The following is a 24108-nucleotide window of genomic DNA, read 5'->3' on the forward strand; positions in this document are numbered from 1 at the left end:
CCCTCTCTATGAGGGTACTACTTTTTTTTCATAACTTTCAATGAATTAATTACACAATACTTAAAGGTAGTGAATAGTGATTTAACGATCTCTTGAAGCTACCTTTAGGTTTAGTTCAACAACGCACAACAACAATTGCGGCTTTGTGTCCTGCGGACACAACCACGCAAGCATAAAAGTCGGTAATTTTACTATCTTAGTTTTTAAACAATCTGCAACTGATTTTTACATAAGACCGTTACCTACCATTAGATGAAATCCAAAATTAAACTAACATTCATCATAATTTTAATTTTTAGTTGTTCCAAAGAGAATAAAACTAAACCTACAACTGACTTGACAAAAAAAGTGGAATACGGAAATATAATTTCTGATTATCTCGATTCTAAAAAGTATGAGCCGACCCTTATTTTCAATAATCCATATGGCAATAATAAAAAATTTAACATTAGACTTGGTGATAATGAAATTAAATGGTCGGAGAAGGAAAACGCTCTCGAAATTATTATAAATGGAACTAAAATAAATACTTCAAAAAAAGTTACTTTAAATTACAATTGGGGCAAAAGTATTGACAGTGTTAATTTTGCGAATAACGTTAGACAAATAAAACTTTACGAATCTGATTCTTTATTGGGTTTTGTAATTACAAATGAACCTTGTACAGGTTTAGGCTGTAGTGTAAATTATCAATTAATTTATGACTTGAAATCAAAGAGCGAAAGTTATTTTGGAAGATTTAGAACTGGTTTTGAACTTGAATTGTATGATTTTAATCACGATTCAAGAATTGATTTTTTAAGTAAGACGTTCTATGGTAGAAATGTAGAAATGATTGACACTACAGAATTTATAATGTATAGTCAAACTAAAAAAGGAAATTTCGAGGAATTTAGAACAGAAGAACAAAATAGATTTACTTTCAAACATATTTATCCGCAGGTTTATCCTGAGCGAGATAAGGACTCACTAATGGAGAAGTTTGAGGAAAATTGGATTGAAAAAATCAATAATAACGGTAGGTAACAATTTATAACAATAATTGCGGCTTTGTGTCCTACTGACACAACCGCGCAAGCATAAAAGTCGGTAATTTTAGCTATCTTAGTTTTTAATCAACCCGCAACTTATTTTCACACAATATAGTTATAAAACAAGCTAAAAAAAACCTTAAAATAAAATGAAACGAATTCTGATAATATTATTTCTGACTTTTAATTTATACTCTTTTGGACAAACTCAACACGAAATGCATAAAAAAGCAAGTGAAGAATATAAAAATGCTGATATTGAGCTAAATAATATTTATCAAAAAATACTAACTGAATATAAATCTGACTCAATATTTATCAACCGACTAAAAAAAGTACAACGAATTTGGATTTCATATCGTGACGCTGAATTGGAAATGAAATTCCCTACTGAAAATAAACAAGCCGAATATGGAAGCGTTTATCCAATGTGTATTTCTTTATATTTAAAAGAACTAACTGAAGAACAAACTGAAAAATTAAGAATATGGATTAACGGAATTGAGGAAGGTGATATGTGTTCAGGTTCAATTAAAACGAATTAAAAGCCAGTTGCCAACAATATATAACCGCAATTACGACGGATTCGACTACCCTTCGACTGCGCTCGGGGCTAGCTGAATACACTCGGAATTATATTTAAACAGTAAATGAACAGGAATAAAAACTATTGGCAAAAAGGCGTATAATTATGTGCGGTCGGAAATTCAAAAACTGAATTTCCTGCAACCAATTATTTTATTACTGACGGATATTTTCCGTTGAAAAAGTCCGCAACGAAATCATAGACAAGCAAGTTGCCAGTTATTAAATACAAAGAAATGAAGGAAAAAATTTTTAAAACCATCTGTATTGCGATAGTTTTCATTTTAATCAGTTGTTCTGAGAAAACTATTGGATTTAACCGAAGTAATCTTGAAATTGTAAACAGAGATTTAATTTCAGTAGAAACAAATACATTAAAACTCGACCATAGGAAAGGTGACAGATTGGTAATATTAAAAAACGTGAATTTTGATATTGGGACTATAGAAATAGAACTAAAAGGAGAAAACATTCCGTACAATACATAAGTCACCCCAAAAACACGTGGCGTTTTTTAAGAACAAATTTTGAGGGACAATATGAGGCTGAATTTCCAAGACAGCCTTCTCCTGAGAATTGGTTTAAAATTGAAATTGAAATCACCCCGAACCAAGTTTTGGTATTTGATAAGGATACAAATATAGAATTGTTAAATATCAAAAGGTTAGAAAACCAAAAATCTGATAAAATAGGATTGTGGGCTGGGAATAAATCAAAAGGTGAATTTAGAAATCTGACAATAAAAAAATAACAACTGTCATTACGTACAAGAGTTTCACAGGCCTATAATTTGCGAAATCCAGGATCTTTTTAAACCATCCCAATAATTACGAAAATAAACGGTTTTTTTAGTATTAGATCATTATAATATCTTCAGAAATATCCTTCGTGTCCGACCAAATTCGAGCTATTTAAGATTAATTTTCACTAAACCCTTCTATATTGTTATGAAAGTATTGTCCCTGAAGAACTGTATCTACTTCAATATTTACAAAATTTACATTTTCAATGGGCAGTTCTTCCTGTCCATTTATTAGCGATAGATATTGTGCTTTTGAAGCATGAATATTCTCTAAATAAATATTTTTAATAGGAGTCAGCCTTTTTTCTAGGGTGGGAACCAGATCTCGCCATTGGTATAAAACGTCTGTTTCAATGCCTAAAATACCTTTTTTGATACTTCCCGCTTCGATATTATTCACATGAATATTGTTTACAAAGCCGCCACGTCGCTCATTGGTTTTAATATAAACCAGATGAAACATAGACGCCCCCGGAATTACTTTACAGTTAGATACAAAAACATTTTCTACCCCTCCAGACAGTTCACTACCAATGGCTAGCAATTGGTGGCCATTTTTCATAATACAATTTCGCATTACAATATTTTTAGACGGAGTATTTAAACGCCAGGCGTCTTGATTTCTACCCGATTTTATAGCAATAGCGTCATCCCCCTGATCGAAAATGCAGTTTTCAATCAGCACATTTTGACTCATTTCTGGATCTACTCCGTCATTATTGTGCCCATGTGCTTTTACTTTTACATCTCTAATAACTACATTTTTGGATAAATATGGGTGAATGGTCCAAAAGGGGCTATTTTCAATGGTAACCCCTTCTAATAGAACATTTTCACTTCTGCTAAATTGTATAAATTGTGGTCTAAAATGCGCAGAATCATTCACCATCTGTCTTTCTATGACCGGCTTATCGAATGAAGCTAAATTATAGAGGCGTTTAAGACTCTGCATATGTGCTTTTGGTCTGGAAAACCAAGTTTTCCAGACATCCATTTTAGCTTTTAATTTCCCTTTGCCGGTTATTGCGATATTTTTACATTGCAAAGCGTAAATTAATGGAGAGTAATTATAACATTCCATTCCTTCCCAGGTAGTGAGTACTGTAGGCAAATAATCCTCTGGATCTTCAGAGAAAAAAAGTACGGCATTCTCTTCTAAATGAAGATTTACATTACTTTTAAGATGAATTTTTTTTGTTTCCCATTCACCCTTCGGAATTACCACTACTCCACAGCCATTCTTATTTGCTTTCTCAATAGCTTCTTTTATCGCTTTCGATGTGGCTTCCTTATTTCCTTTTACAGCTCCAAAATCTGATATTATAAAACGATCACAATCCGCAAAATTCGGAATCTTAATATTCGGCATATCGAATGGCGTATCCACAGCTATTTCCTCTATAATAGGACTAGTAATAGCTAATCTTGTTTTTTCCTCTTTACAGGACAACAATAATACAATTGAAAATAGTAGTACTAATCTCATAAAAACAGAAATAATATAATGATTAACATATTAATTCGAACAGTGCATAAAACAATTACCTTTCTATCAAGAATATGATTTTGTTCTAGAAGATATATCTAACGTATTTTTTTCAATACCGCTGTAAAACCACCATTTCTAACCATTTTGATTTTAAATTTATCAGACTTATTTACACTAAGACTAGCTGTACGATAATCCATAGCTTGCTTTGCGGCATTTACGCCATCTTCAAAATAATTCATCTTATAAGTACTATCGCCTTCAAGAAAATTCAATGATATTTGAATAACTCTTTGTGCCTCATTATTATTGGTTATTGCTCCGATATACCAATCTTCTCCCTTTCGCTTCGCAACAATTACATATTCTCCTAATTTTGATTCTAAAGCACGTGTTTCATCCCAGGTTACAGGCACACTGGTTATAAACTTGGTACATTCTCGCTCGCGATAATAATTAGAAGGACTATCTGCTAGCATTTGTAGGCCGCTTTCAAATATTACGAAAAGTGCCATTTGATAAGCCCTGGTACCTATACCGGCAGCATTGGGTCGTTGGCTATGATAAATTTCAGGTTGCATACTTAACATTGCTCCCGGGGTGTAATCCATAGATCCCACTGCATTTCTCATAAAAGGTAAATAAATACTATTATCTGGAGTTGCTCTATTCATTTGCTCCATTCCCAAAACTCCTTCATAGGCTAAAACATTAGGATAAGCTCGTTCTAAACCGGCAGGTTTGAAGGCTCCATGAAAATCAATAAACAATTTATTTTTTGCTGCTTCTTTTGCTACCCTTTCATAAAAATTAACCATCCATTGATCACTGCGATCCATAAAATCAATCTTAATACCGGCTATCCCCCATTCATTAAATGTTTTAAATAGTTCAAAATTATTTTCAACGGTTAACCAGGGTAACCATAAAACGATATCCACATTACGGTCTTTACCATACGCTATAAGTTGAAATAGGTCGATATCGGGGTTTGGTATATATGGATTAGTAGTACTTTTTGCCCATCCTTCATCCATTATTATATACGGAATACCAAATTCTGAAGCAAAATCGATATAATACTTGTAGGTTTCTTCATTATATCCAGAAACAAAATCTACACCGTATGCTGATGCTCCATTCCACCATTCCCAGCTTACCTGACCGGGTCTAATCCAGGAAGGATCTTTTATTTGATTCTCTGGTGCCAACCGGTAGGTTAATGTATTTTCCAAAAGATCTCCGTCATTTTCAGAAACCATAAAATACCTCCACGGAAAACTTCGTTTCCCATCTGTTTTGGCAATATACTCTGCTTCCTTTATAATTTTTACGCTTCGATCATTATTTGGCTCAAACTCCTTTGGATTTTTGGGAAAAATGGATTGGACTCCGTTAGCGTTAATCCCTTTTATAAACATAGCAGGATAATCAAATAGATTAGATTCGGATATCAAGATCTTATATTTCCCACTTGTTTCTATCAAAATTGGTAAAGTCGACATTTTACTTTCCGCATTAAATTGACCTGATTCCAAATGCGTATAAGGATATTCATAATTTGTTTTGAAAGAAGGCGTTTGTTGCAAATGCAGCCTGTATTCTTTTGGAAAATTAACTGCAAAATGCTCGTCTATCACTTCAACCTCTCCTGAAATATTAGTTACAAATCTGTAAGCAAATCCATCATTATATGCTCTAAAATCGATACCAAACCCTTCTTTAAACGATAAATAAAGGTTTGTATATTGATTCTTAATCGTAGAAAATTTAAGTGGTATTACTGGAGTTAGCACTTCGTCAAACTCACTTATTTTATGAGATTTAAGCACTGAGGACTTCCCTAATATTTTATTTTTTAAAACAAGGCTCAGCTCATTATTTTCAAGCAGTTTTTGATCTGAATAAAAGAGAGTATAGTTTATATTTTCGCCTACAGTAATTAAAACTTTTAATTTCTTATTAGGAGAAGTTATCTCGAAACGTTGTTTGTTAACTGAAGCACCCATACAGCTCATAAAAATCCCTAAAAAGAAAACTGTAAGGCTTAATTTATTTTTTAAAATAGTAATCATAATTTGTTTTTTAAGAGATGGATCTAAAAAATTACATTTTAGATTTTGACTTATTTTCCTTTTTAGAAAACACATATTCTTGTCATCACAAGCCTGCATAGTACCAGTGAACTATCCGACTAAGATTTTATAAAACAGGCTCCCATCCTTTTTCATATTCTCTCCCCCATAATGCCATTGCTTCACGATCATAAATACGACCGGTTTTAGTATCAACATCAAATTCTTTATTTGTTCTATACGCTATATTTGCATAATGTACCATAGCCATACTCACCGCCGCGTCTGCTATTGGAGCCTGTAGCTTTTCTTTTCCTCTTATAGCATTGAAAAAATTAAGAACATGTGCTGTAGAGGTGTCTCCACCACCACCTAGGGCTGTTCCCGATTCGTTAGAACCCGAGCTCATTTCTTTAATTACTTTTCCATTTAAATCTGTTATTTCATACCTATCCCTATCAACAAATGCAGCGCCATCACTAGCATAGATAATGGTTCCCCTACCTGCGCCATAAGTACTGTAGGCATTTCGACTTTTTCCATCCCATTGAATAAGCTTATTATCAGGAAACCTGAAAGTAGCTTCCATACTATCATACATCTCCCAGCCGTCATCTTTAAATTGTCTTTTATCAGCTAAAACACTGGTATGTTCAGGATATTGAACCTGTAAAGCCCAGCGGGCAACATCCAGCTCATGAGTTGCATTATTTCCTGCCTCGGCGGTACCATAATTCCACCCGTACCAATGCCAATTATAATTCCACGTTTCTGAAGTATATTCTCTATGTACTGCCGGACCTTGCCACAACTCCCAATCCAGACCCTGAGGAACAGAAGATTTTTTTTGAACAGGTACCGGCTTTCTGGAATTAACATAAAAGGCTACCGCTTTGTAGGGTTTCCCTATCGTTCCCCTATGTATTTCGTTAATCAACTCTATGGTATGATTAGACGAACGCTGCTGATTTCCCATTTGAACAAGTTTATCATACTTTTGGGCAGCCTGAACTAGCAACTCATTTTCGTTCATATTATGACTACAAGGTTTCTCTACATACACATGTTTCCCGGCTTTCAATGCCATAATAGATCCTGGTGTATGCCAGTGGTCTGGAGTTAAATTAATAAGAACATCTACCTCTTTATCTGCAATTACATTTCGAATATCAACCTCAAGCTTTGGTTTATAGGATATATGTTTGGAAAAATTATACAATGCTTTTTCCCGTTGTTTTGCCATTACATCGCATAGATAAGAGAGCTGAACATTAGACTCTTTTAGCCCTATAGGATTATAAAATGCAGCTAGTCTTCTCCCCAAACCTGCAATAGCAATATTTAATCGATCATTAGAGCCAATAATTCTATTGTAACTTTTAGCAGGCATTCCCATAAGAGAACCTGAACATGCCAAAGCCGTTCCGCCTAGTACTGAATTTGTTAAAAATTTTCTTCTTGAATACATATTACAATTCTTTAATTTTTATGTTTTTAAATAACACACGATCCCCATGGTCCTGCAATAAAATTTGTCCCTTTTCCAGTTGCCCAAAATCTGGCCATTTGTCATACTTACTTTCTGAGACTAATTTTTTAAAATCTTCACTATATCTATCATATTCCAATACTTTCTGTTCATTTAAAAAATGTGTTACGTGACCATCTTTAGAAACAATATGAGCCGTATTCCATTGTTTAAAAGGCTTTACTGGTTTATTGGGATCTGCCTGAATTAAATCGTATAATGACGCTAAAGTTCTACTGCCTTCATGATTCCCTAATTTTGCATCTGGATGGTTATCATCATCTAAAATTTGGTATTCTAATCCTATAGAGGATCCCGTGCCCTTATTAATATTAGTATCTACGTAATATTTAATTCCGCTGTTCGCCCCTTTGGTAATTTGAAAATCTACTTTAAGTTCAAAATCCTTATACAGTTTTTCTGTTACTATATCTCCGCCGGCTTCAGATTCTTTTCCGCCAGTAGAAAGTACCACCAAATGACCGTCTTCAATAATCCATCCTTCGGTTGGAAAAGTGTCTAATTTTGCACCTTTCCAGCCTTTTGTGGACACCCCATCCCATAGGAGTTCCCAACCATTTTCTTTTTCTCTACCCGTTAAATTATTTTTGGTTATGACAGGCTTTAAATCAATTGATTTTGAAGATTTTTCAAGACCTTCAGTTTGAATTGTTATATTCTTCCACATTATTTTTTTCCCGGGATGATCCTCTGGTTTTATACGATGTACCTGTAAAGCAATAAAACCACTTCTGGTCTCTTCATCAATTAAAAATGCGGTAGGTACATCGTTTAGCCAAACTTTTAGAGAATCATTTATAGCTTCTACTCTTACATGATTCCAGTCATTTTGTTTAAATGCTTCTTGCCCTTTCTGATTATCATCTAAGGAAACAAGCCAACCTCTTCTTGCTTCTTCATAAATTCCTCCGCTCCAACTACGTTCTGAAGGATCGATCTCTACTTGATATCCATGTACTCTACCATCCTGAAAATCAGGCTTACTATTACTTCTAATTTGTATTCCGGAATTCATGCTTGGATCTACTTTATAATCAAGTTCCAGTATAAAGTTATCGTAAAGCTGATTAGTTGTTAAAAATGAATTAGGAGAGTCTGGAACCGTTTCTCCGATGATAACATCATCTTTTAAGCTATATTTTGCATCGCCACCTTTTTGTATCCATCCTTCTAGTGTATTCCCATTTATAAGTGAATAACTTTTAGTTTTAGATTCATTCTTAGTATTACAACTTATTATAGTTGTTAACCCTATAATGATTAATAAAATTTTTAGATTGGTATTCTTCATAATATTGGTTTTGGTAAACTACCACAGGAAAAGCCGAGGTATTTATTAGAAAATTATTTTTTATTTGGAGGTATTTCTATACCGATCCCAATAGTTATCGGGATCGGTGTAAGACCAGAGCATTTAGTCTCGATTATCGAGTAAATCCTCTATTAATAAATATTTAGGTACTACTTTCTGCTATGCATAAGATTTAATTGGTTTTAGTTAGCTGTATGGCACTATCATCTATTTGGTACTTTTCATTTTTCAATAATCTTATTACCTCTGCACCGGCTAAAAGTACCGGGCCGTAACCGTGAGCGGCATATTTATGTGTAGGCCTATAATAGTAGAATGCAGGATCAAAACCCATTCCCGTACCTACACAGGTACCATCTACTGTCCCGTCTGCACCAATCTTTGTTTCTACAGCATTCCACCCTAATAACACCATTGGCCCATAAGTCATCCCATCGACATATCCTTTATTTATTGCTCTAGCGATAGCATAGGTGTAAATAGCGGTTGACGAAGTCTCTAGATAAGAATCATTTCTATCCAGTAACTGATGCCAAAATCCTGTTCCGCTTTGATAAGCAGCAAGTCCTTTGATGTGAAGCCTTAATTGACTTAAAATATCATCTCTTCCAGGATGATTTACAGGTAATACTTCTAATAGTTCAATCATTGCCATAATAGCCCAACCATTTGCTCTTGCCCAGTGAAATTCGGGTTTTACCTGCATAGACGCTACCCATCCATGCATATAAATCCCTTTTTGATCATTAAACATTCTATCTGAGAATTGCTTCACCTGTTTTACAGCATCATCAAAATACTTATCTTTACCAGAAAACTTTCCCATTTGGGCTAATGCCGGCACACTCATAAAGAGATCATCTAGCCATAATGTGTTTTTTTGAGGCCTATTACGAGCGAGTGTACCATCAGCTAATCGAAATTGCTTTTTACTGATATATGCCACAAAGTTTTCGATAAACGGAAGTAATTTTAAATCAAGACCAAACCGCTCTGCCTTTATCATTGCTGCGCATAATGCTCCTGCATCATCTAAAGCATCGGGATATAATACAGAGTGTACTGCTGTCTTTTTCTCAAAACCCTTATCGCTATAAAATTTAGCCAGATCTGCGATTAGTTGAAGTCTGGATTTTGTATATTCTTTAAAATAGTGTTCCCCTGTAGCTTCTGCAGCATGTAACATCCCTGCATAGGTCACTCCCCACTCATAACTTGTAAGTCTAAAAGAGGAAGGCGCAAAAGTTGTTTGATCATCAATATCATGTGCACTATTAACAATAGCGTTTGCGCCATTCACTAAATTTGAAGCAGTAGATTCCTCAAGAAAATGATATACCCGATCTAGGGCATTTTTGACCTCATCGATCTTCGGAATTTTATAGGGTGTGGAATAATTGGGTGCTAAATTATGTAAAGGTGTAGTTACATCATTGATTTGTGCAAAACTTTTATGGCTAAAAAATGCAAAACAAATCATTAACGAACCTATTAATTGATTATTCATAGTAGTTTATTTTTTACGAGCAAAACCACTCGATAATTGAGTTTTTCTAATCTATTTTATTTAATTGATTTTTAAGAATGGCGTTTTCCGCATTCCTAGAGCTATCGTTTTTCCAATTTGGTTCTGGAAAACTTCTAATATGCGAATAACGCTTATAGGTTTCATAAATATCTCCATTACCGGTAACTCTTGGATCTTCCGTTTGCATTAAATAAGCCCCAAGCTTAGCTCTCAATCCTGAAATAACATATTGATATTTGCTATTTTCTGCTAAATTATTTAAGCAGTACGGATCGTTTTTTATATCGTAAAGTTCTTCTGAAGGCCTTTTACTAACCGCTTTTTCGAATAGGAGAGCTACCTGTTCATCATTTTGATGAGTAATCATATAATCTAACGTGGGTGAAGCATCTATATCATGATACCCACCGTCCATTTCTTCCAGGCGTCCGTCTGTTCCAATTTTTTGAGGAGCTCCTGCTGGCCATCGTTCCGGTTTAAAATTTCTTATATATAGATATTCGTTGGTTCTTATACTGCGTTGCGGATAGGTAAGATTATTCCATCTAGAACTCGAATGTCTCTCCCTAGCCATAAAAACAGCTTCCCGTTTTTCGATATTGGTCAATTTTTGATCAAAATAATTTAATAGACTTTTTCCCTCCATTGGATAGTCTATCATTATTTCCTTGAAATTTTTTCCATAGGCTGCTTCAAGTACAGTAGGAGCAATATCGATAAGACTTATAAGGTCTTCTACAGTTTTTCCTCCTTTGTATTTCTTTCCCCATCTAATGGCCAATGGAACATGAGTACCATTTTCATTTGCATTTGCCTTTGCATACGGAAACGCCATACCATTATCTGAAGTTACAATAATAATCGTGTTTTCTAGTTCTCCTATACTTTCTAGCTTTGTAAGCATCCTTAAAAGTTGCTGATCAAAATATTCTATTTCTAAAGCATAATCTAACAGATCACTTCTTACTTCAGGACTATCTGGCAGAAAGCCAGGAACGGTTACAGATTCCAATTTCTTTCCTGATTTTATTCCAGATCCCTTTTCATAGACCCTGTGAGGTTCTCTAGAACCAAACCAAAAATAAAACGGCTCTTCTTTTTCTCTTTCTGACAAAAATTGATTGAAATTTTCAGCATAATCAAGATTACTTACTTCTTTCAATAGTGGTTTTGTATAAACTTCAGCGTATTCTTTTCCTGCGGGATTACGTTCTCTTTCGCTTTCCTTCCAATTACCGGGTCCCCATCCTTTGCCGGTGAATCCAACTTTATAACCTAGATTTTCCAGAATTTCGGGAAAGACTTTATACTTCGAAGGAAATTCGCTATCATGAGTTCCTGCTTGTTCCAGCTGCCAGGTATTTAAACCTGTTAATATTGCGGCTCTACTAGGGCTACAACCAGGAGAAGCAGAAAACGCATTTGTAAATAATATCCCTTCTTTAGCAACTTTATCAAACCCTGGGGTTTTAATCCAATCTTCACCATAAGCAGAAGCATGAGGAAAAGATTGATCATCACTTATCGCAAATAATATGTTTGGCCTATCGATGTTAGCGCTTTTATCCTTTTTCACATTTAAATCAGAGTTCATTTGCTTAGGGGAATCCTTACAGGCTATATTAAATAACATAAGTATGGAAAGAATGCTATAAGACAATCTATGGGTAAGAAAGTCCGCTAAACGAAAAATGGTATGTATTAGGTGCATTATAGATTTTAATTTAAAGAATAGTACCTCAACTTTTATCGTTTTAATTATCACTAATAAATCTAATTGAGTAAGTTGTTTACTGCATACTCAGGTAAAATCTCGTGATTTCCTTTAAAGATTGTTAAACTTAGATTACCATATTTTTTGGACAATATAATTTCTCTATTATCTAAGTTTCCATAACGACCAAGGGTTTTTCTATTCTCCAGAAGTTCTAATTTTTCTTGATCTGAAACATAAACCGTTTTGTCGGATACAGATAAATCTGATAGTATTTTGTTATAAAAGTTTATGGATTGGGTTATAGGTACACTTCCCTGAATACCATCATACACTCCGGCATATATATGTAATTCCGTTTTTTCTAATTTCTTTATCGGTGTATTCCAATAAAATGGGGATCGTTCTTTAGCATTTTCTATATTTAAATGTTTAGCAGAACCCGTGCAATCAATGATGTTTTGAGCATATTTATTTCTTCGGATTGTACTTTCTTCATACCAGGCCACCAAATTGGTTATTGAGGCCCATGCCGAGAATTTTCTTATTTGATGCTTCGACTTCATGAAAGTGCTTAGGGTTGCATATCCGCCTCCACTTACCCCTACCACATAAATTTTTGATGTTTCAACATTTAGATGCTTAATAGCATAGGAGATTGCATCATCAATATCTGCAATAGCCAGCTTACTTACACAAGCTTGTGGCGTTGTATTTTCTCCTCTAAAGTTAGGATGAATATAATTTACGTTTTTAAGTTTACACAGTTCCGCAATTTCATCTCGCTGAGTATAATCACCACTCCAAGTATGAAGACTTACGATAAGCGGTCTTGGCTCTTTAGCTTCCGATTTGTAGATATAAGCTTTTTGAATCTGCCCATCTAGCGTAGATTTTATATCGACTAAATCATAAGCATCACTCCAGGCGACCTCCCTAGTGTCATCATATTTAATATGCACTTCAGCTTTTGTTTTCTCTATGGTTTTATTAGATGGTAAATTATCTTTTTCCTCTATATTTTGCCCATTTATAGCCACTACAAAGAGCATTAATATAGCGCATGTTAGTATTTTTTTCATAATCATGATATATGGTTTTAGACGTTGAATGATATTTTAAATCATTCTATTTCAATATTATATGTTTTTAAAGCAGTATTATAAGCTTCAACTTTTAATAAAACTGGCTTTGGTGGAAGCTCCCCCAAAAGGGTGAGAACTATAGTTTTTGATTCATTAGGAAGTAAATTGAAAAAATTGTCTGAATAAAAAGTAGGACTGATACTTTTACCTGTTTGATCCTGAAGCTTTAACTGCGTAAAAAAGCTTAGAGCATTCGATACATTCTTCACATCTACTTTAATCGTATTTTTCTCTTGTTTTATGGTTACATCAAGTTCAGCCTTAGCTAACTGATCTATCTTCTGGAATCCTGAAACCGCGGGGCCCGTCATTGTCCATGCTCCATCATAAGAGTCTTTAGAGCGCCAGTAAAAAGCATCGCTTATTAATTCTCCTTCCTTATTTTTAAGAGATAATTTTATAAAGTGAACCTGACTTAAATCTTTAGGAAAATCAATTTTAAATACATCGTTTGCCACTCCATCTTTTGGAATATTGGTAATCACGCTTTTACTCCATACTTCCTTAGAGTTTATGTCGTATATTACTGCCTCTAGCATGTAGCCTGAAAAAGACTTTCTATAATCATTATATACTGAAACAGTATTTGTTAAGTAATCAAATTGAGGATGAAGAGGCTCTAATGCGTCTTGGGAATAATAAAGGGCAGCCGTGGGTTCTAAACTCCAATCATACATTCGCCCGGCAGTTTGTGGTACAGGACTATTGTGATACCAAAACAAAAAGCCACTGGCAAAACGATCTCCATAAGAAAACTTGTTTTCATTCCAAACTTCCCATATTGCACGATAATTCATGGCACCTACGAACTGGGCTTTTTTAGCGAATTCCTCTATAGAGTTAGACATACCAAACTCATTAACAGCCGTTCTATATTTTGTGGTTATATTGTGAAAACCTCCACCATCTAAATAATTCCATACAGAATCATTTATTGGCCAAAGATCTTCTTCAGGCATCATTAAGCGCAAAGATTCTACAGTAGGTAAAATAGGAGTTCCGTATTCCGGGTTAAAACCGTCGACTCTACTCCCTCTTTTTGAAGCGGTATTTTCATAATACTGCATGGGATTTTCAAATTTATATGGACTTCCATCATGAACACCACAACACTCTGATTGCATTTGATAGCCTCTGGTTGGATCAAGTTTTTTTATTAATTCTGAAGCACCTGGAATTTCGGTAGATTCATTAGAGGATACATGATAAGCCAAAGAAGCATGGTTTCGTATTCTTTTTACAGTAGCTTCTATATTATTAAGATAAAGGGTCGTGTCTGCTACCGGTTGGGTATCACCCGTCATCCAGTATTCGCTCCAAACTAAAAGTCCCATCTCGTCGCACAGATCAAAAAAGTAATCAGATTCAGAAATTCCTCCGCCCCAAAAACGTAATAAATTAAGTCCGGCCTGTTTAGTATAAGTAAGTTCAGCATACGTTCTTTTTGCCGAATTCTTCAGCATTGCCTCTGGTATCCAATTAGTACCTCTAATAAAAATAGGATGTCCATTTACTAAAAATCTGCGTGAGCTATCAGGGGTATTTTGATCTGACTCAATTTCTCTAATACCAAAACGAATGGATTTTTCGTGGCTTATTTTTTCGCCTTGACTAAATTTTAAGTCAAGATTATATAAAAATTGCTCACCTTTATTAATGGGCCACCAAAGCTTTGGGTTGTTAATGACCAGCTGTTTGTATTCTTCAGGAGTAAAAACAATTGTTTTTTGCTGATTAGGAGCCAATTCAACCTCCTTTTCAAATTTCACATCAGCCTCCTTAATTGCCCCAGATAATATTCCAGATACATTTTTACTTGAAGCATTGAATACCTCTACAGAAACTGTTTGCTTTGATATTGTGGTATCCGGTAAGTTTAATTTGGTTTGAACAAATGGATTTTTTAATACAACATCTCCAGTGGCATACAATTCAACTTCTTTCCAAATACCAGTATTTCTATCCCTAATTCCATCCTGGTATGTAAAATCCCATCCAACACTCATCAGCATGGTAGTATTCTTACCTATTATACCATCTCCTCCGTTTTGATTTTCACCTTTGGCACCAGAACGCTTTTTATTTTTACGACCACTTTGTCCCGGAAAATCCACAGGAGATATATTTACTGCTATGGTATTAGCTCCCTTAATATTAATTATTGATGTAACATCGAATGATTTAGAATTAAACATTCCTGCCATATTACCAAGTTTTTTGCCATTTAACCAAATCTCACATTTGTAATTAATCCCATTAAATTTTAACCAGATTCTTTTGTCTTTAAAGGATGACGGCACATTAAAATTTGTACGGTACCAATAATGATAAAATTCTCTTCCTACATCTGCCATGTCAGGTATTATATGGTTTGTTCGCCTATTAATATCCCCATAGTATGGATCTGGAAATACATTATTCGCTACTAAAGAAGTTAGCACTGTACCGGGAACTATTGCATTCATCCATCCCGCCCGATTCTTATTTGCAGGGCTAGAGATCTCTTTTCCTCCAGCGGCAAGAGAATCATATTTTTTCAACTGCCATTGTACCGTGTTTGGAAAATCTGGATTCGAATTTAGAAACAATGATTGTTGCGAAGAAGGTGCACTTATATATTCAGCTACTTTTTCCTTAGCATCAATATCAAACCTCTGAGCATTTATACCTAACGGTTTAATATATATCAAAGCTATTATAAAGCCATAAATGATTTTTTTCATAGACTATTTTTTTTAATCTGATCGTTTTTTAAATTATTTGTCTTTGCCTTGGCAATAGGAACTTCTCTTATATTCTTCATTTTTCAAGCTATTTTTTGCGAGCCATAATAACACTATTGCAAGTACAAATAAAGCTCCCGCAAGTACAGCTAGAATGTAAGTCCCATTTTGAAAATTTGTTATGGCAAATAAACAAAGAGAGCTTAATGCCACAGCAAACATGATATACATAGGGATTAACACAAAAGAAGCACTCACTTTATTTTTAATTAGCCAAACCGCGACAGTTAATAAAGCAAGAGCCGCAAGCAATTGGTTTGCCGATCCAAATATTGGCCATAAAACGTTAAACTCTCCGGTAGAAAGTAAGATTACTGAAGATAGCACAACCATTGAAGTAGCGATATAACGATTAGTCCCAGCTTTCTTTAACTTATTGTTTTCTATCCCTTCAAAATGTTCCTGAAAAGTAAAGCGCGCCAGGCGGGTACATGTATCTAAAGTAGTAAGTGCAAATGCAGATACCGTTAATGCTACAAAAGATGAGGCCATTTCTTCTGAAATCCCAATTGCCGAGATTATTTTTCCTAAACCATCTGCAAATAAAGTCACCGGCCCATCACTAAACAATCGAGTCACATAATCTTTACGTGATATAACCATAACGGCTATTACAGAAAGAATCGCCAAAAATGTTTCAATAAGCATCCCTCCAAATCCTACAACTTTAGCATCAGATTCTTTATCAAGTTGTTTAGAGGTAGTACCCGAAGCTACTAAAGAATGAAATCCACTAATAGCTCCACAGGCTACAGTTACAAATAAAACAGGAAAAATATATCCTAGATCAGGAGATTTAATTACAATATCGCTATCCATTTTAACCTCTGGATTAGCAATCAAAATTCCTACAACAGCAGCGATTATAAGGCCATAAAGCAAATAACTGGTTAGATAGTCCCTTGGCTGTAACAATAATGTAACAGGGGTAACAGAAGCAATAAAGGCGTATACCAGTAAAACTATTATCCAAACATTATAACCAAGTACTATGGGAATAAAAGTTCCTAAGTAAATAAAAAAATACATTAAAATCACCCCAATAATTGAGGTTATGATAAAAGCATATTTCGAATTTTTAAATAGCTTGTTTACAAAGCCAAAAATAACGGCCAGGACGATGAATAGAATTGAGGCCGAAGCTACATAGGGATTATTTACAAAGGTTTTCGCTATAATATCGGCAAATACTCCAATAATTAAGATTAACGTCGAAAAACTAAAAATTAGAAATAGAACTTTTCCTTTATTCCCTATTTGCCTTTCAATAACATATCCTATAGATTTACCCTGATGTCGCACAGATGCCAGCATACTTGTCATATCATGCACCGCCCCAAAAAATATTCCTCCTATTAAAATCCAAATTATAGCCGGAATCCAACCAAAAGCTACCGCTATTACCGGCCCAATAATGGGACCGGCTCCTGCTATAGATGCAAAGTGATGGCCTAAAACTATGGGTGTTTTGGTGGGTACATAATCGATACCATCTTCTAAAGTATTCGAAGGCGTAGTATTTGCATTATTAACACCCAATTTTTTAGACACATATTTACCATAGGTATAATATGCGGTTATTAAAATGATAACCGAAATAATAATGAGAACTATTAAATTCACAGTTATTTATTTTTTTGAGTTATTCCTTATATTTAGCATCATCTAGGTCAAGTGATTGTTCATTTTCATTGATCACCTTTACGATGATTTTCCCGAATCTATGACCTAATCCTAGTAAGCCTTTAGATGAATAATGAAGGCTATCTGAGCGTTTTTCTAAACCATCTGTCTCTACCAAATAGGCGTTAGCGATATCTTTTGCAATAGATCGTTGTGATGATTGCACTGCCAATAATCCTGGGTATCTGCTAGCTATTGGATTTACTTTCCCAAAAATGATGGGTAGCTCTTTTTCATTATACTCTTTACGAACAGCTTCTATTAACTTTTTAAAATTATATGCATATTCTTTACCTGCCAGCTCATATTTTGCATCGGTTTCCCCCTGCATCCATACAAAAGCCGTAGGGCTAACTTTTTTATCCTTTATGGCCAGCGCGGTATATTTAAACAGGGAATCACTCATTTTTCCAAAGTGGGGATGTCCCATTACTTTTACCTTCTCTTCATCACGATCGGGAGACCACCCATACATAGAAGCTCCACCTACCGCATATTTAAGAATGATAAATTTTTCATTGGGAAAATGCTTTGTTAGCTCTTCCATAATCCCTATTTCTGGACCAAACCTATCATCAGAAACAATCTCCAAATTCATACGTTTTCCATAGTTATAATAAATAATATTGTCACTTATTTTTGGTATAGCAATTTGGGCTTTCTTTCCACCTCCTACCATATTAGATTGACCTGCCAGTAAAATCAATTTATATACATCATTGCCTTCTTCCCGGCTTGTCCTTTCATTTTTTTGCTCAGTAGATTGGGATATGCACTGAAATCCCAAGAATAGAATAAGTAATTGAGCTAGTGTACGTTTCTTTAAAATAGTTTGTGAAATATTCATTGCGAATTAATTATTTTTTGATCAAAAAGTCTTTGTAGAAAAGCAGGATACGTATTTCCTTTGGTGGTACCCTGCCCTATCATATATTTGCCATAAGTAATAGAGTCTCCCAGACATAAAATTTTGCTATCGGAAAGAAGCCAATCATCAGAATTAAGATGATTAAAAATAGCTTCTGCTATAAGTTGATAGCCTAAAGATGTTGGGTGTACTCCATCTTCAGCATTACTATTTTTTTTGTTTCTGATATACAAATCCTGATTATGTTTTGGGATTTCCCTTTTACTAAAAAGCGTATACACATCGCAAAATCTAATCTGCTCATTTCGAGCTAAACTGTTCATAAATTGACTTGCTCTCATCAAAAGTGTATTGGGCTTTTGAAAAAATTTATTTTTATCATGCCGTTTGTATAAATAGTACTCATCTACAGGTGGCGGACTTACCAAAAGCATTTTTATATTCCTCATACCTAAGAGATTTACAATTTCATTCAGGTTATTTTCAAAATCATGATAACTCATCGATTTTTTAGTATTCAATAAGTCATTTGTACCTATCATTAGTATTACCAGATCTGGTTTAGGAGCAATAACATCCCTATTCAACCTCTTTAAAACATCCAAAGTGGTATTTCCGCTTATCCCAGCATTGATTACTGTAAAACTTTGTGCATTTATTTTATTTGTAGAAAATAACGCAAATAATATCCCTATCAACAAAGGCACTTTATCGACTCTCATTTATTAATGTTTTAAATTTAGAGGATAATCCTCTTAGATATTCACCTATTTACTCAGTACTTGCCCTCCTTTTTTTAATTCATTTTTTAAGTTTTCATAATTAATCTCCTGTACGGGTTGCCCTTCTTTAATTGCAAGCACAGCTGCCGTCGCTGCACTTTGGCCTAAGATCATGAAAACAGGTTCCATTCGGATGGATCCAAAAGCAATATGTGAACTTGATAAGGCAAGTGGCACTAAAAGATTTGTACATTCATTTTCCTTTGGTGTTATTGCTCCGTAAGCTATCTGATAAGGTTCTTTAGCTTTGATACCTATATCTCCTTCATTTTGAACGTAGCCTTCAGCGGTAATATATCGCTGTACATTATGAGAATCCATAGTATAGGATCCCATTCCAATAGGTTTAGGAACTTTTCTATGCCCCAAAATATCATGTTCAGTCATTACATACTTGCCCAACATTCGACGAGCTTCACGAACATAAATTTGATGTGGCCAATAGTTATTATCCTCAAATTCATCCTTTGCATATCCCCACTTCTTAAATTCTTTCTGAATAGGTGCAGGAATTCGTTCATCGGTCACCATAAAATAAAGTAAACCTTGCTGGTAATTTTCATGATCTTTAATGATCTCTGCTCTTCGTTCATAAGAAGCATCGGGATATTCATAATTAGCCCCTATATAATCGGTACTGAAGGGACCGTGATTATTAGTATCTGTTTTTAGATTCGGAATGGGATCAAATTTATTGAAGGTTTCATTCCAGCCTGCTTCGTATAATCTGGCTAAAAGTTCATAATCATTTTTATTATAACGGTCTGGCTTATAAAAAGGAATTAGATTCTCTTTAACCTGAGTTAAACACAATCTAAAATTATAAGCCTGAACCTTCTTATCACCAGTGCCATTTTCTCCAGGACCAACTTCAGAAACACCCTGAACTAATCCACTCAATGGGTTTTTAGGATCTTTGTACGGACTTATTTTATAATCCATAAAATTGTGTTTATGATGAAAAATATCTTTTTGAACACCGTTCCATTCTTCATTATAAGTTTCATTAGATTCACGCCCTATATGGTAATTTATTCCGGCTGCCGCCATTAAATCACCTTCATAGGTACCATCTATAAAAACTTTAGCTTTATACGTACTACCAGATAAGGTGGTAAAACTTTTTATCTTTTCATGATCAATTTCAACTCCGTTTTGTCTATCAAGGAGTTCTTCTCTATGTAAAATTATACCGTATTCCTTAATCAAATCTTCGAATACCTGTTCAGCAATATGAGGTTCAAAAATCCACATGGTTCTATTCTCTCCATCAATGGCAGGAGTTCCTTGCCCCTGATTTCCATAATCATCTCTTTCTTGCCATTTCCAGCTCTTATCCTGTGTATAGTATTTATAAATGCGATGATAAAATTCTCGTGATAAACCTCCAATTACCGCTTTATTTCCGGTATCTGTATATCCCAATCCTGAAGAAGACAGTCCGCCAAGATGTTTATCTGGAGAAACCAGAATTACTGATTTTCCCATTTTTTTAACTTGAACGGCTGCGATTACAGCACTAGAGGTTCCCCCATATATAATAACATCAGCTTTATATGATTTTTTATTCACTAAGTTTATATAATCATCTGGATGAATAGGCATACCAACCATTCCGTAAGAACTTATTAGCAGAACTATTCCTAATATTACTTTTTTTAACTTATCCATTTTATCCTGATTATTTTGTTGTAGAATGTTCTTTCAGTATTAAATCCAATGCTCTCTTCATTTCAGAAACCTTATCGGGATATTTACTCGCTAGGTTTTCATCTTCAGATGGATCATTTTCTAAATTATATAATTCAAAAAATGGTTCATCATTCCCCCGAGGAACTTCAATGAATTTCCATTCTCTTTGCCGAAGTGCATACACATCATTTCCTGCTTTTAGCACAATCGAAGACCTTTTTTCTTTAGTCTCTCCTAAAAAGGCTGAAATGTTATTAATACCATCTGTTGTAACTCCGTTTTCCAGTTTGTATCCCACTATTGGTGCTAACGTGGCCATAATATCTGTTAAAGACATCATTTCTTTAGTTTTTTCACCTTTAGGAAAATGACCTGGCCAGCGAGCTATTAAAGGTGTTCGCACGCCCCCTTCCCAGGCACTACGTTTAACTCCTCTTAAAGTCCCATTGGGACTATGCCTATCCATATTCGATAAATCTTTAGGTGCTTTATATTTACCGTCTACATCTATAAAATGACCAGGCAGTTTATTAGCTGCATTAGATGCATCCATGCCATTATAAGAAGTTCTGAAAGCCGATCCATTATCACTTGCAAAAAGAACTATTGTATTTTCTTTAAGTCCTAAACTATCAAGATGATTCAATAACTTTCCTATATAAAAATCTAGTTCATGAACATAGTCTCCGTATGGACCTGCCTGAGTAGATCCTAAAAAGGACTCACTAACTGCTAAAGGAACATGTGGTACGTATGGCGAATAGTATAAGAAAAAAGGTTCATTATCATTACGCTTGGCTTCGTTCAAAAATTTTATGGAAGCATCTGTTATAAGCGGCAGGTAACTATCCATAGAAATAAGGTCTAGTTTTTCTTTACCAGGTGTTTTCTCAATGGTATAGAAATCATGTTCTAGTGCTCCAATAATTTTTTTATTTTCAAAAAGAAAACACTCACTCGCACAACTAAATCCTAACCATTGTTGGAAGCCATGATCTATAGGACCATCTGAAACATCTCCTGAAATATCAATATTAGATCCATTATCCTTATGATAAAATGTGCCATATCCAACAGGTTTTTTTCCATCTAAAGTGGGAAATTCTGTTCCTAAATGCCATTTCCCAAATCCTCCCGTTTTATAACCAACTTTTTGAAGCATTTGCGGCAATGTAAGCAGACTATCCTCCATCATCGATTTTTCATAGTTCCTCATAACTCCATCCTTCTTTCTACTGCGCCATGCATAGGTTCCCGTCATTAAAGAATACCTTGTTGGTGAGCATATTGCTATTGGACAGTAGGCATCTGTAAAACGAATTCCCTCAGATGCCAGTTGGTCCAGATTAGGAGTTGGGACTAAAGAATATTCATTGTAAACCCCTAAATCTCCATAACCCAGATCATCAGCTAAAATCATTATGATATTAGGTTTACTCTTTTTATCATCCTTTTCCTTTAGAGGCATACAGGAAGTAAATAGAGTCACATTTAACAGAACTAAAATGAGCCCGAAAAGATTATTGGAGTTAAAGCCAAATTTGGATATAATGGTATAATTCTTATGATTCAAATACCTTTTCATGACAAGATTATTAATACCCTGGATTTTGATCTTCAGGTCCCAGAGCAGGGTTATTATTTATCTCATCTATAGGAAGAGGCAAAAGCAAACTCACATCACTCCATGTTTTACCGGTAGCTTCTATCGCTTGTTGAGCTCTTCCTGTTCTTAACAGATCATTCCATCGTTTCATTTCTAGATTAAGCTCATATACACGTTCTTCTAAAACAGCATCCTTAAATTCACTAGCACTCATCCCTTGGGGATAATCTTCAATCGATGGTGAGTTTAATGGGTATCCATATCCTCTTCTTCTAACAATATTTAAGCGCTCTGTAGCAAGTGCTGTAGGTCCATCAATTTCATTAGACGCTTCGGCATATATTAAGAACATTTCTGCAAATCGATAAAAAGGCACGTTATTTCTACCATTAAAACTACCTGTTGTGCCTGCATCCCTATACTTATTAAAAAGTTTTGGAGTACTTTCAGGTAATTGCTGTACCTCTCCATTTTTATCTATGTACTCTGTATAAATAGAAAACTGCTGGCGAAGATCGCTAGTGTCCCAATCCCATACAAGACTTCCTTCTACAGGTAACCATGCATAATAACCTCCTACCGAAAACCCAGTATTGGGCCTGTGAATATGTGTTGCAATGCCATTACCATTAGTTTCAGATTGATGTGCTGAAAATATTTCTCCGGAATGTGTAATGGATTCAGGGCCATAAATCTGAAGAAAATCGTCAGCAACCTGTACTTCAACTAAAGAAAATGGACCGTTTAAGATAATATCTTCTGCTACATCACGTGCATTAATCCAGTCCTCAGTATTCAAATAAGCATCAGCCAGAGCTGCTTTTGCGGCCCACGATGTTACCCTTCCTGCATCAGATTCAGGGAAAGTATCTGCCAAATTGGGTATGGCTTCATTTAAATCATTAATGATTAGGTCCCAAACTTCTGAAACTGATGCTCTGGGAGCAGGAATTTGATCTAAAGAAGTGAATTCTTCCAGACGTAATGGAACTCCGCCCCAATATTTCACTAAATTCATATAAAAGAAAGCTCTTAGAAAACGTGCCTCGGCAATATATTGGTCTCTTAATTCGGCATTCATATTCTCGATCCCAGCCACATTATCTATAACTGCATTTGCTCTATTTATTCCCTGATAAAGATCATTATAAGCTGCAAATGCTCGGCTTTGGCTTGTATTATCCATAGGAGAATCGTAAGTACTAAAGCCTGCCTGACTTCCACGACCGTCGGAATAATCTGATCGATTCTCCAAAAGCGACATAAAGAAAATAGTAGGAAATTCACCTTCTCTACTGAAAATTCCATAAACCGATGTTAAGGCTGACAACGCATCTGCCCCATTCTTATAAAAGTTTTCTTTTACAAGTCGACTTTTTGGAGATTCCTCTAAAGCACTTTCACAACTACTGTAGGAGATACATATAGCTATTAATAATAGCAAGGTTATTATTTTTTTCATTT

General features: G+C 34.9%; 17 protein-coding genes. 3 read left to right on the top strand and 14 right to left on the bottom strand.

Translation table 11 applies throughout. The features are described from left to right. Positions 1–348 precede the first annotated feature (348 nt). The 3 genes from L1967_RS19795 (at position 349) to L1967_RS19805 (ending at position 2104) form a co-directional block, all read left to right on the top strand. The gene (locus tag L1967_RS19795; RefSeq protein WP_249603238.1) at positions 349–1026 is read left to right on the top strand and encodes a hypothetical protein; all 678 of its coding nucleotides are present in this window, start codon (positions 349–351) and stop codon (positions 1024–1026) included. A 154-nt stretch (positions 1027–1180) separates the two neighbouring features. Beyond that, entirely contained in the window at positions 1181–1576 is a 396-nt protein-coding gene (locus L1967_RS19800; RefSeq protein WP_249603239.1) for a lysozyme inhibitor LprI family protein, read from the top strand. A gap of 276 nt (positions 1577–1852) precedes the next feature. Next, positions 1853–2104 carry a hypothetical protein gene (locus L1967_RS19805; protein ID WP_249603240.1) on the top strand — a complete coding sequence of 84 codons (252 nt, stop codon included), beginning with the start codon at positions 1853–1855 and terminating at the stop codon, positions 2102–2104. Between the two features lie 429 nt (positions 2105–2533). Here the strand turns inward: L1967_RS19805 and L1967_RS19810 are convergent, their stop codons facing one another. From L1967_RS19810 to L1967_RS19875, 14 genes are all read right to left on the bottom strand, one after another. Next, on the bottom strand, positions 2534–3904 hold the full coding sequence (locus tag L1967_RS19810; RefSeq protein ID WP_249603241.1) for a glycoside hydrolase family 28 protein: 1371 nt from the start codon (positions 3902–3904) through the stop codon (positions 2534–2536). Between the two features lie 98 nt (positions 3905–4002). Beyond that, positions 4003–5982 (bottom strand): glycoside hydrolase family 97 protein, encoded by a 1980-nt coding sequence (locus L1967_RS19815; RefSeq protein WP_249603242.1) that lies wholly within the window; start codon positions 5980–5982, stop codon positions 4003–4005. 127 nt (positions 5983–6109) lie between these two features. Then, complete coding sequence (locus L1967_RS19820) at positions 6110–7450, bottom strand: Gfo/Idh/MocA family protein (protein WP_249603243.1); 1341 nt, start codon at positions 7448–7450, stop codon at positions 6110–6112. A gap of 1 nt (position 7451) precedes the next feature. After that, on the bottom strand, positions 7452–8822 hold the full coding sequence (locus tag L1967_RS19825) for a 3-keto-disaccharide hydrolase (protein ID WP_249603244.1): 1371 nt from the start codon (positions 8820–8822) through the stop codon (positions 7452–7454). A 193-nt stretch (positions 8823–9015) separates the two neighbouring features. Further along, positions 9016–10350 (bottom strand): glycoside hydrolase family 88/105 protein, encoded by a 1335-nt coding sequence (locus L1967_RS19830; RefSeq protein ID WP_249603245.1) that lies wholly within the window; start codon positions 10348–10350, stop codon positions 9016–9018. A 46-nt stretch (positions 10351–10396) separates the two neighbouring features. Then, positions 10397–11947 (bottom strand): sulfatase family protein, encoded by a 1551-nt coding sequence (locus L1967_RS19835; protein ID WP_249603246.1) that lies wholly within the window; start codon positions 11945–11947, stop codon positions 10397–10399. A gap of 197 nt (positions 11948–12144) precedes the next feature. Then, a complete protein-coding gene (locus tag L1967_RS19840) occupies positions 12145–13167 on the bottom strand; it encodes an alpha/beta hydrolase family protein (protein WP_249603247.1) in 1023 nt (340 codons plus the stop codon). A 41-nt stretch (positions 13168–13208) separates the two neighbouring features. Beyond that, complete coding sequence (locus tag L1967_RS19845) at positions 13209–15953, bottom strand: glycoside hydrolase family 2 protein (RefSeq protein WP_249603248.1); 2745 nt, start codon at positions 15951–15953, stop codon at positions 13209–13211. Between the two features lie 33 nt (positions 15954–15986). Beyond that, positions 15987–17636, bottom strand: coding sequence for a carbon starvation CstA family protein (locus tag L1967_RS22415; RefSeq protein WP_249603249.1), 1650 nt, complete (start codon positions 17634–17636; stop codon positions 15987–15989). 19 nt (positions 17637–17655) lie between these two features. After that, entirely contained in the window at positions 17656–18543 is an 888-nt protein-coding gene (locus L1967_RS19855) for a sialate O-acetylesterase (RefSeq protein WP_249603250.1), read from the bottom strand. Beyond that, entirely contained in the window at positions 18540–19286 is a 747-nt protein-coding gene (locus L1967_RS19860; protein ID WP_249603251.1) for an SGNH/GDSL hydrolase family protein, read from the bottom strand. Before L1967_RS19860 ends, L1967_RS19855 begins: the two co-directional genes overlap by 4 nt. A gap of 45 nt (positions 19287–19331) precedes the next feature. After that, entirely contained in the window at positions 19332–21017 is a 1686-nt protein-coding gene (locus tag L1967_RS19865) for an FAD-dependent oxidoreductase (RefSeq protein WP_249603252.1), read from the bottom strand. Between the two features lie 10 nt (positions 21018–21027). Continuing rightward, entirely contained in the window at positions 21028–22623 is a 1596-nt protein-coding gene (locus L1967_RS19870) for a sulfatase family protein (protein WP_249603253.1), read from the bottom strand. Between the two features lie 10 nt (positions 22624–22633). Then, on the bottom strand, positions 22634–24106 hold the full coding sequence (locus L1967_RS19875; RefSeq protein WP_249603254.1) for a RagB/SusD family nutrient uptake outer membrane protein: 1473 nt from the start codon (positions 24104–24106) through the stop codon (positions 22634–22636). Between the last annotated feature and the right edge of the window lie 2 nt (positions 24107–24108).

Source organism: Zunongwangia pacifica (assembly GCF_023499215.1).
Lineage (GTDB): Bacteria > Bacteroidota > Bacteroidia > Flavobacteriales > Flavobacteriaceae > Zunongwangia > Zunongwangia pacifica.

Bases quoted from the DNA above. Each gene is read 5' to 3' on its own strand.
- L1967_RS19840 (WP_249603247.1), bottom strand. From the start codon at position 13,167: ATGAAAAAAATACTAACATGCGCTATATTAATGCTCTTTGTAGTGGCT.
- L1967_RS19805 (WP_249603240.1), top strand. From the start codon at position 1,853: ATGAAGGAAAAAATTTTTAAAACCATCTGTATTGCGATAGTTTTCATT.
- L1967_RS19870 (WP_249603253.1), bottom strand. From the start codon at position 22,623: ATGAAAAGGTATTTGAATCATAAGAATTATACCATTATATCCAAATTT.
- L1967_RS19815 (WP_249603242.1), bottom strand. From the start codon at position 5,982: ATGATTACTATTTTAAAAAATAAATTAAGCCTTACAGTTTTCTTTTTA.
- L1967_RS19845 (WP_249603248.1), bottom strand. From the start codon at position 15,953: ATGAAAAAAATCATTTATGGCTTTATAATAGCTTTGATATATATTAAA.
- L1967_RS19855 (WP_249603250.1), bottom strand. From the start codon at position 18,543: ATGAATATTTCACAAACTATTTTAAAGAAACGTACACTAGCTCAATTA.
- L1967_RS19865 (WP_249603252.1), bottom strand. From the start codon at position 21,017: ATGGATAAGTTAAAAAAAGTAATATTAGGAATAGTTCTGCTAATAAGT.
- L1967_RS19830 (WP_249603245.1), bottom strand. From the start codon at position 10,350: ATGAATAATCAATTAATAGGTTCGTTAATGATTTGTTTTGCATTTTTT.
- L1967_RS19810 (WP_249603241.1), bottom strand. From the start codon at position 3,904: ATGAGATTAGTACTACTATTTTCAATTGTATTATTGTTGTCCTGTAAA.
- L1967_RS19875 (WP_249603254.1), bottom strand. From the start codon at position 24,106: ATGAAAAAAATAATAACCTTGCTATTATTAATAGCTATATGTATCTCC.
- L1967_RS19820 (WP_249603243.1), bottom strand. From the start codon at position 7,450: ATGTATTCAAGAAGAAAATTTTTAACAAATTCAGTACTAGGCGGAACG.
- L1967_RS19800 (WP_249603239.1), top strand. From the start codon at position 1,181: ATGAAACGAATTCTGATAATATTATTTCTGACTTTTAATTTATACTCT.
- L1967_RS19860 (WP_249603251.1), bottom strand. From the start codon at position 19,286: ATGAGAGTCGATAAAGTGCCTTTGTTGATAGGGATATTATTTGCGTTA.
- L1967_RS19825 (WP_249603244.1), bottom strand. From the start codon at position 8,822: ATGAAGAATACCAATCTAAAAATTTTATTAATCATTATAGGGTTAACA.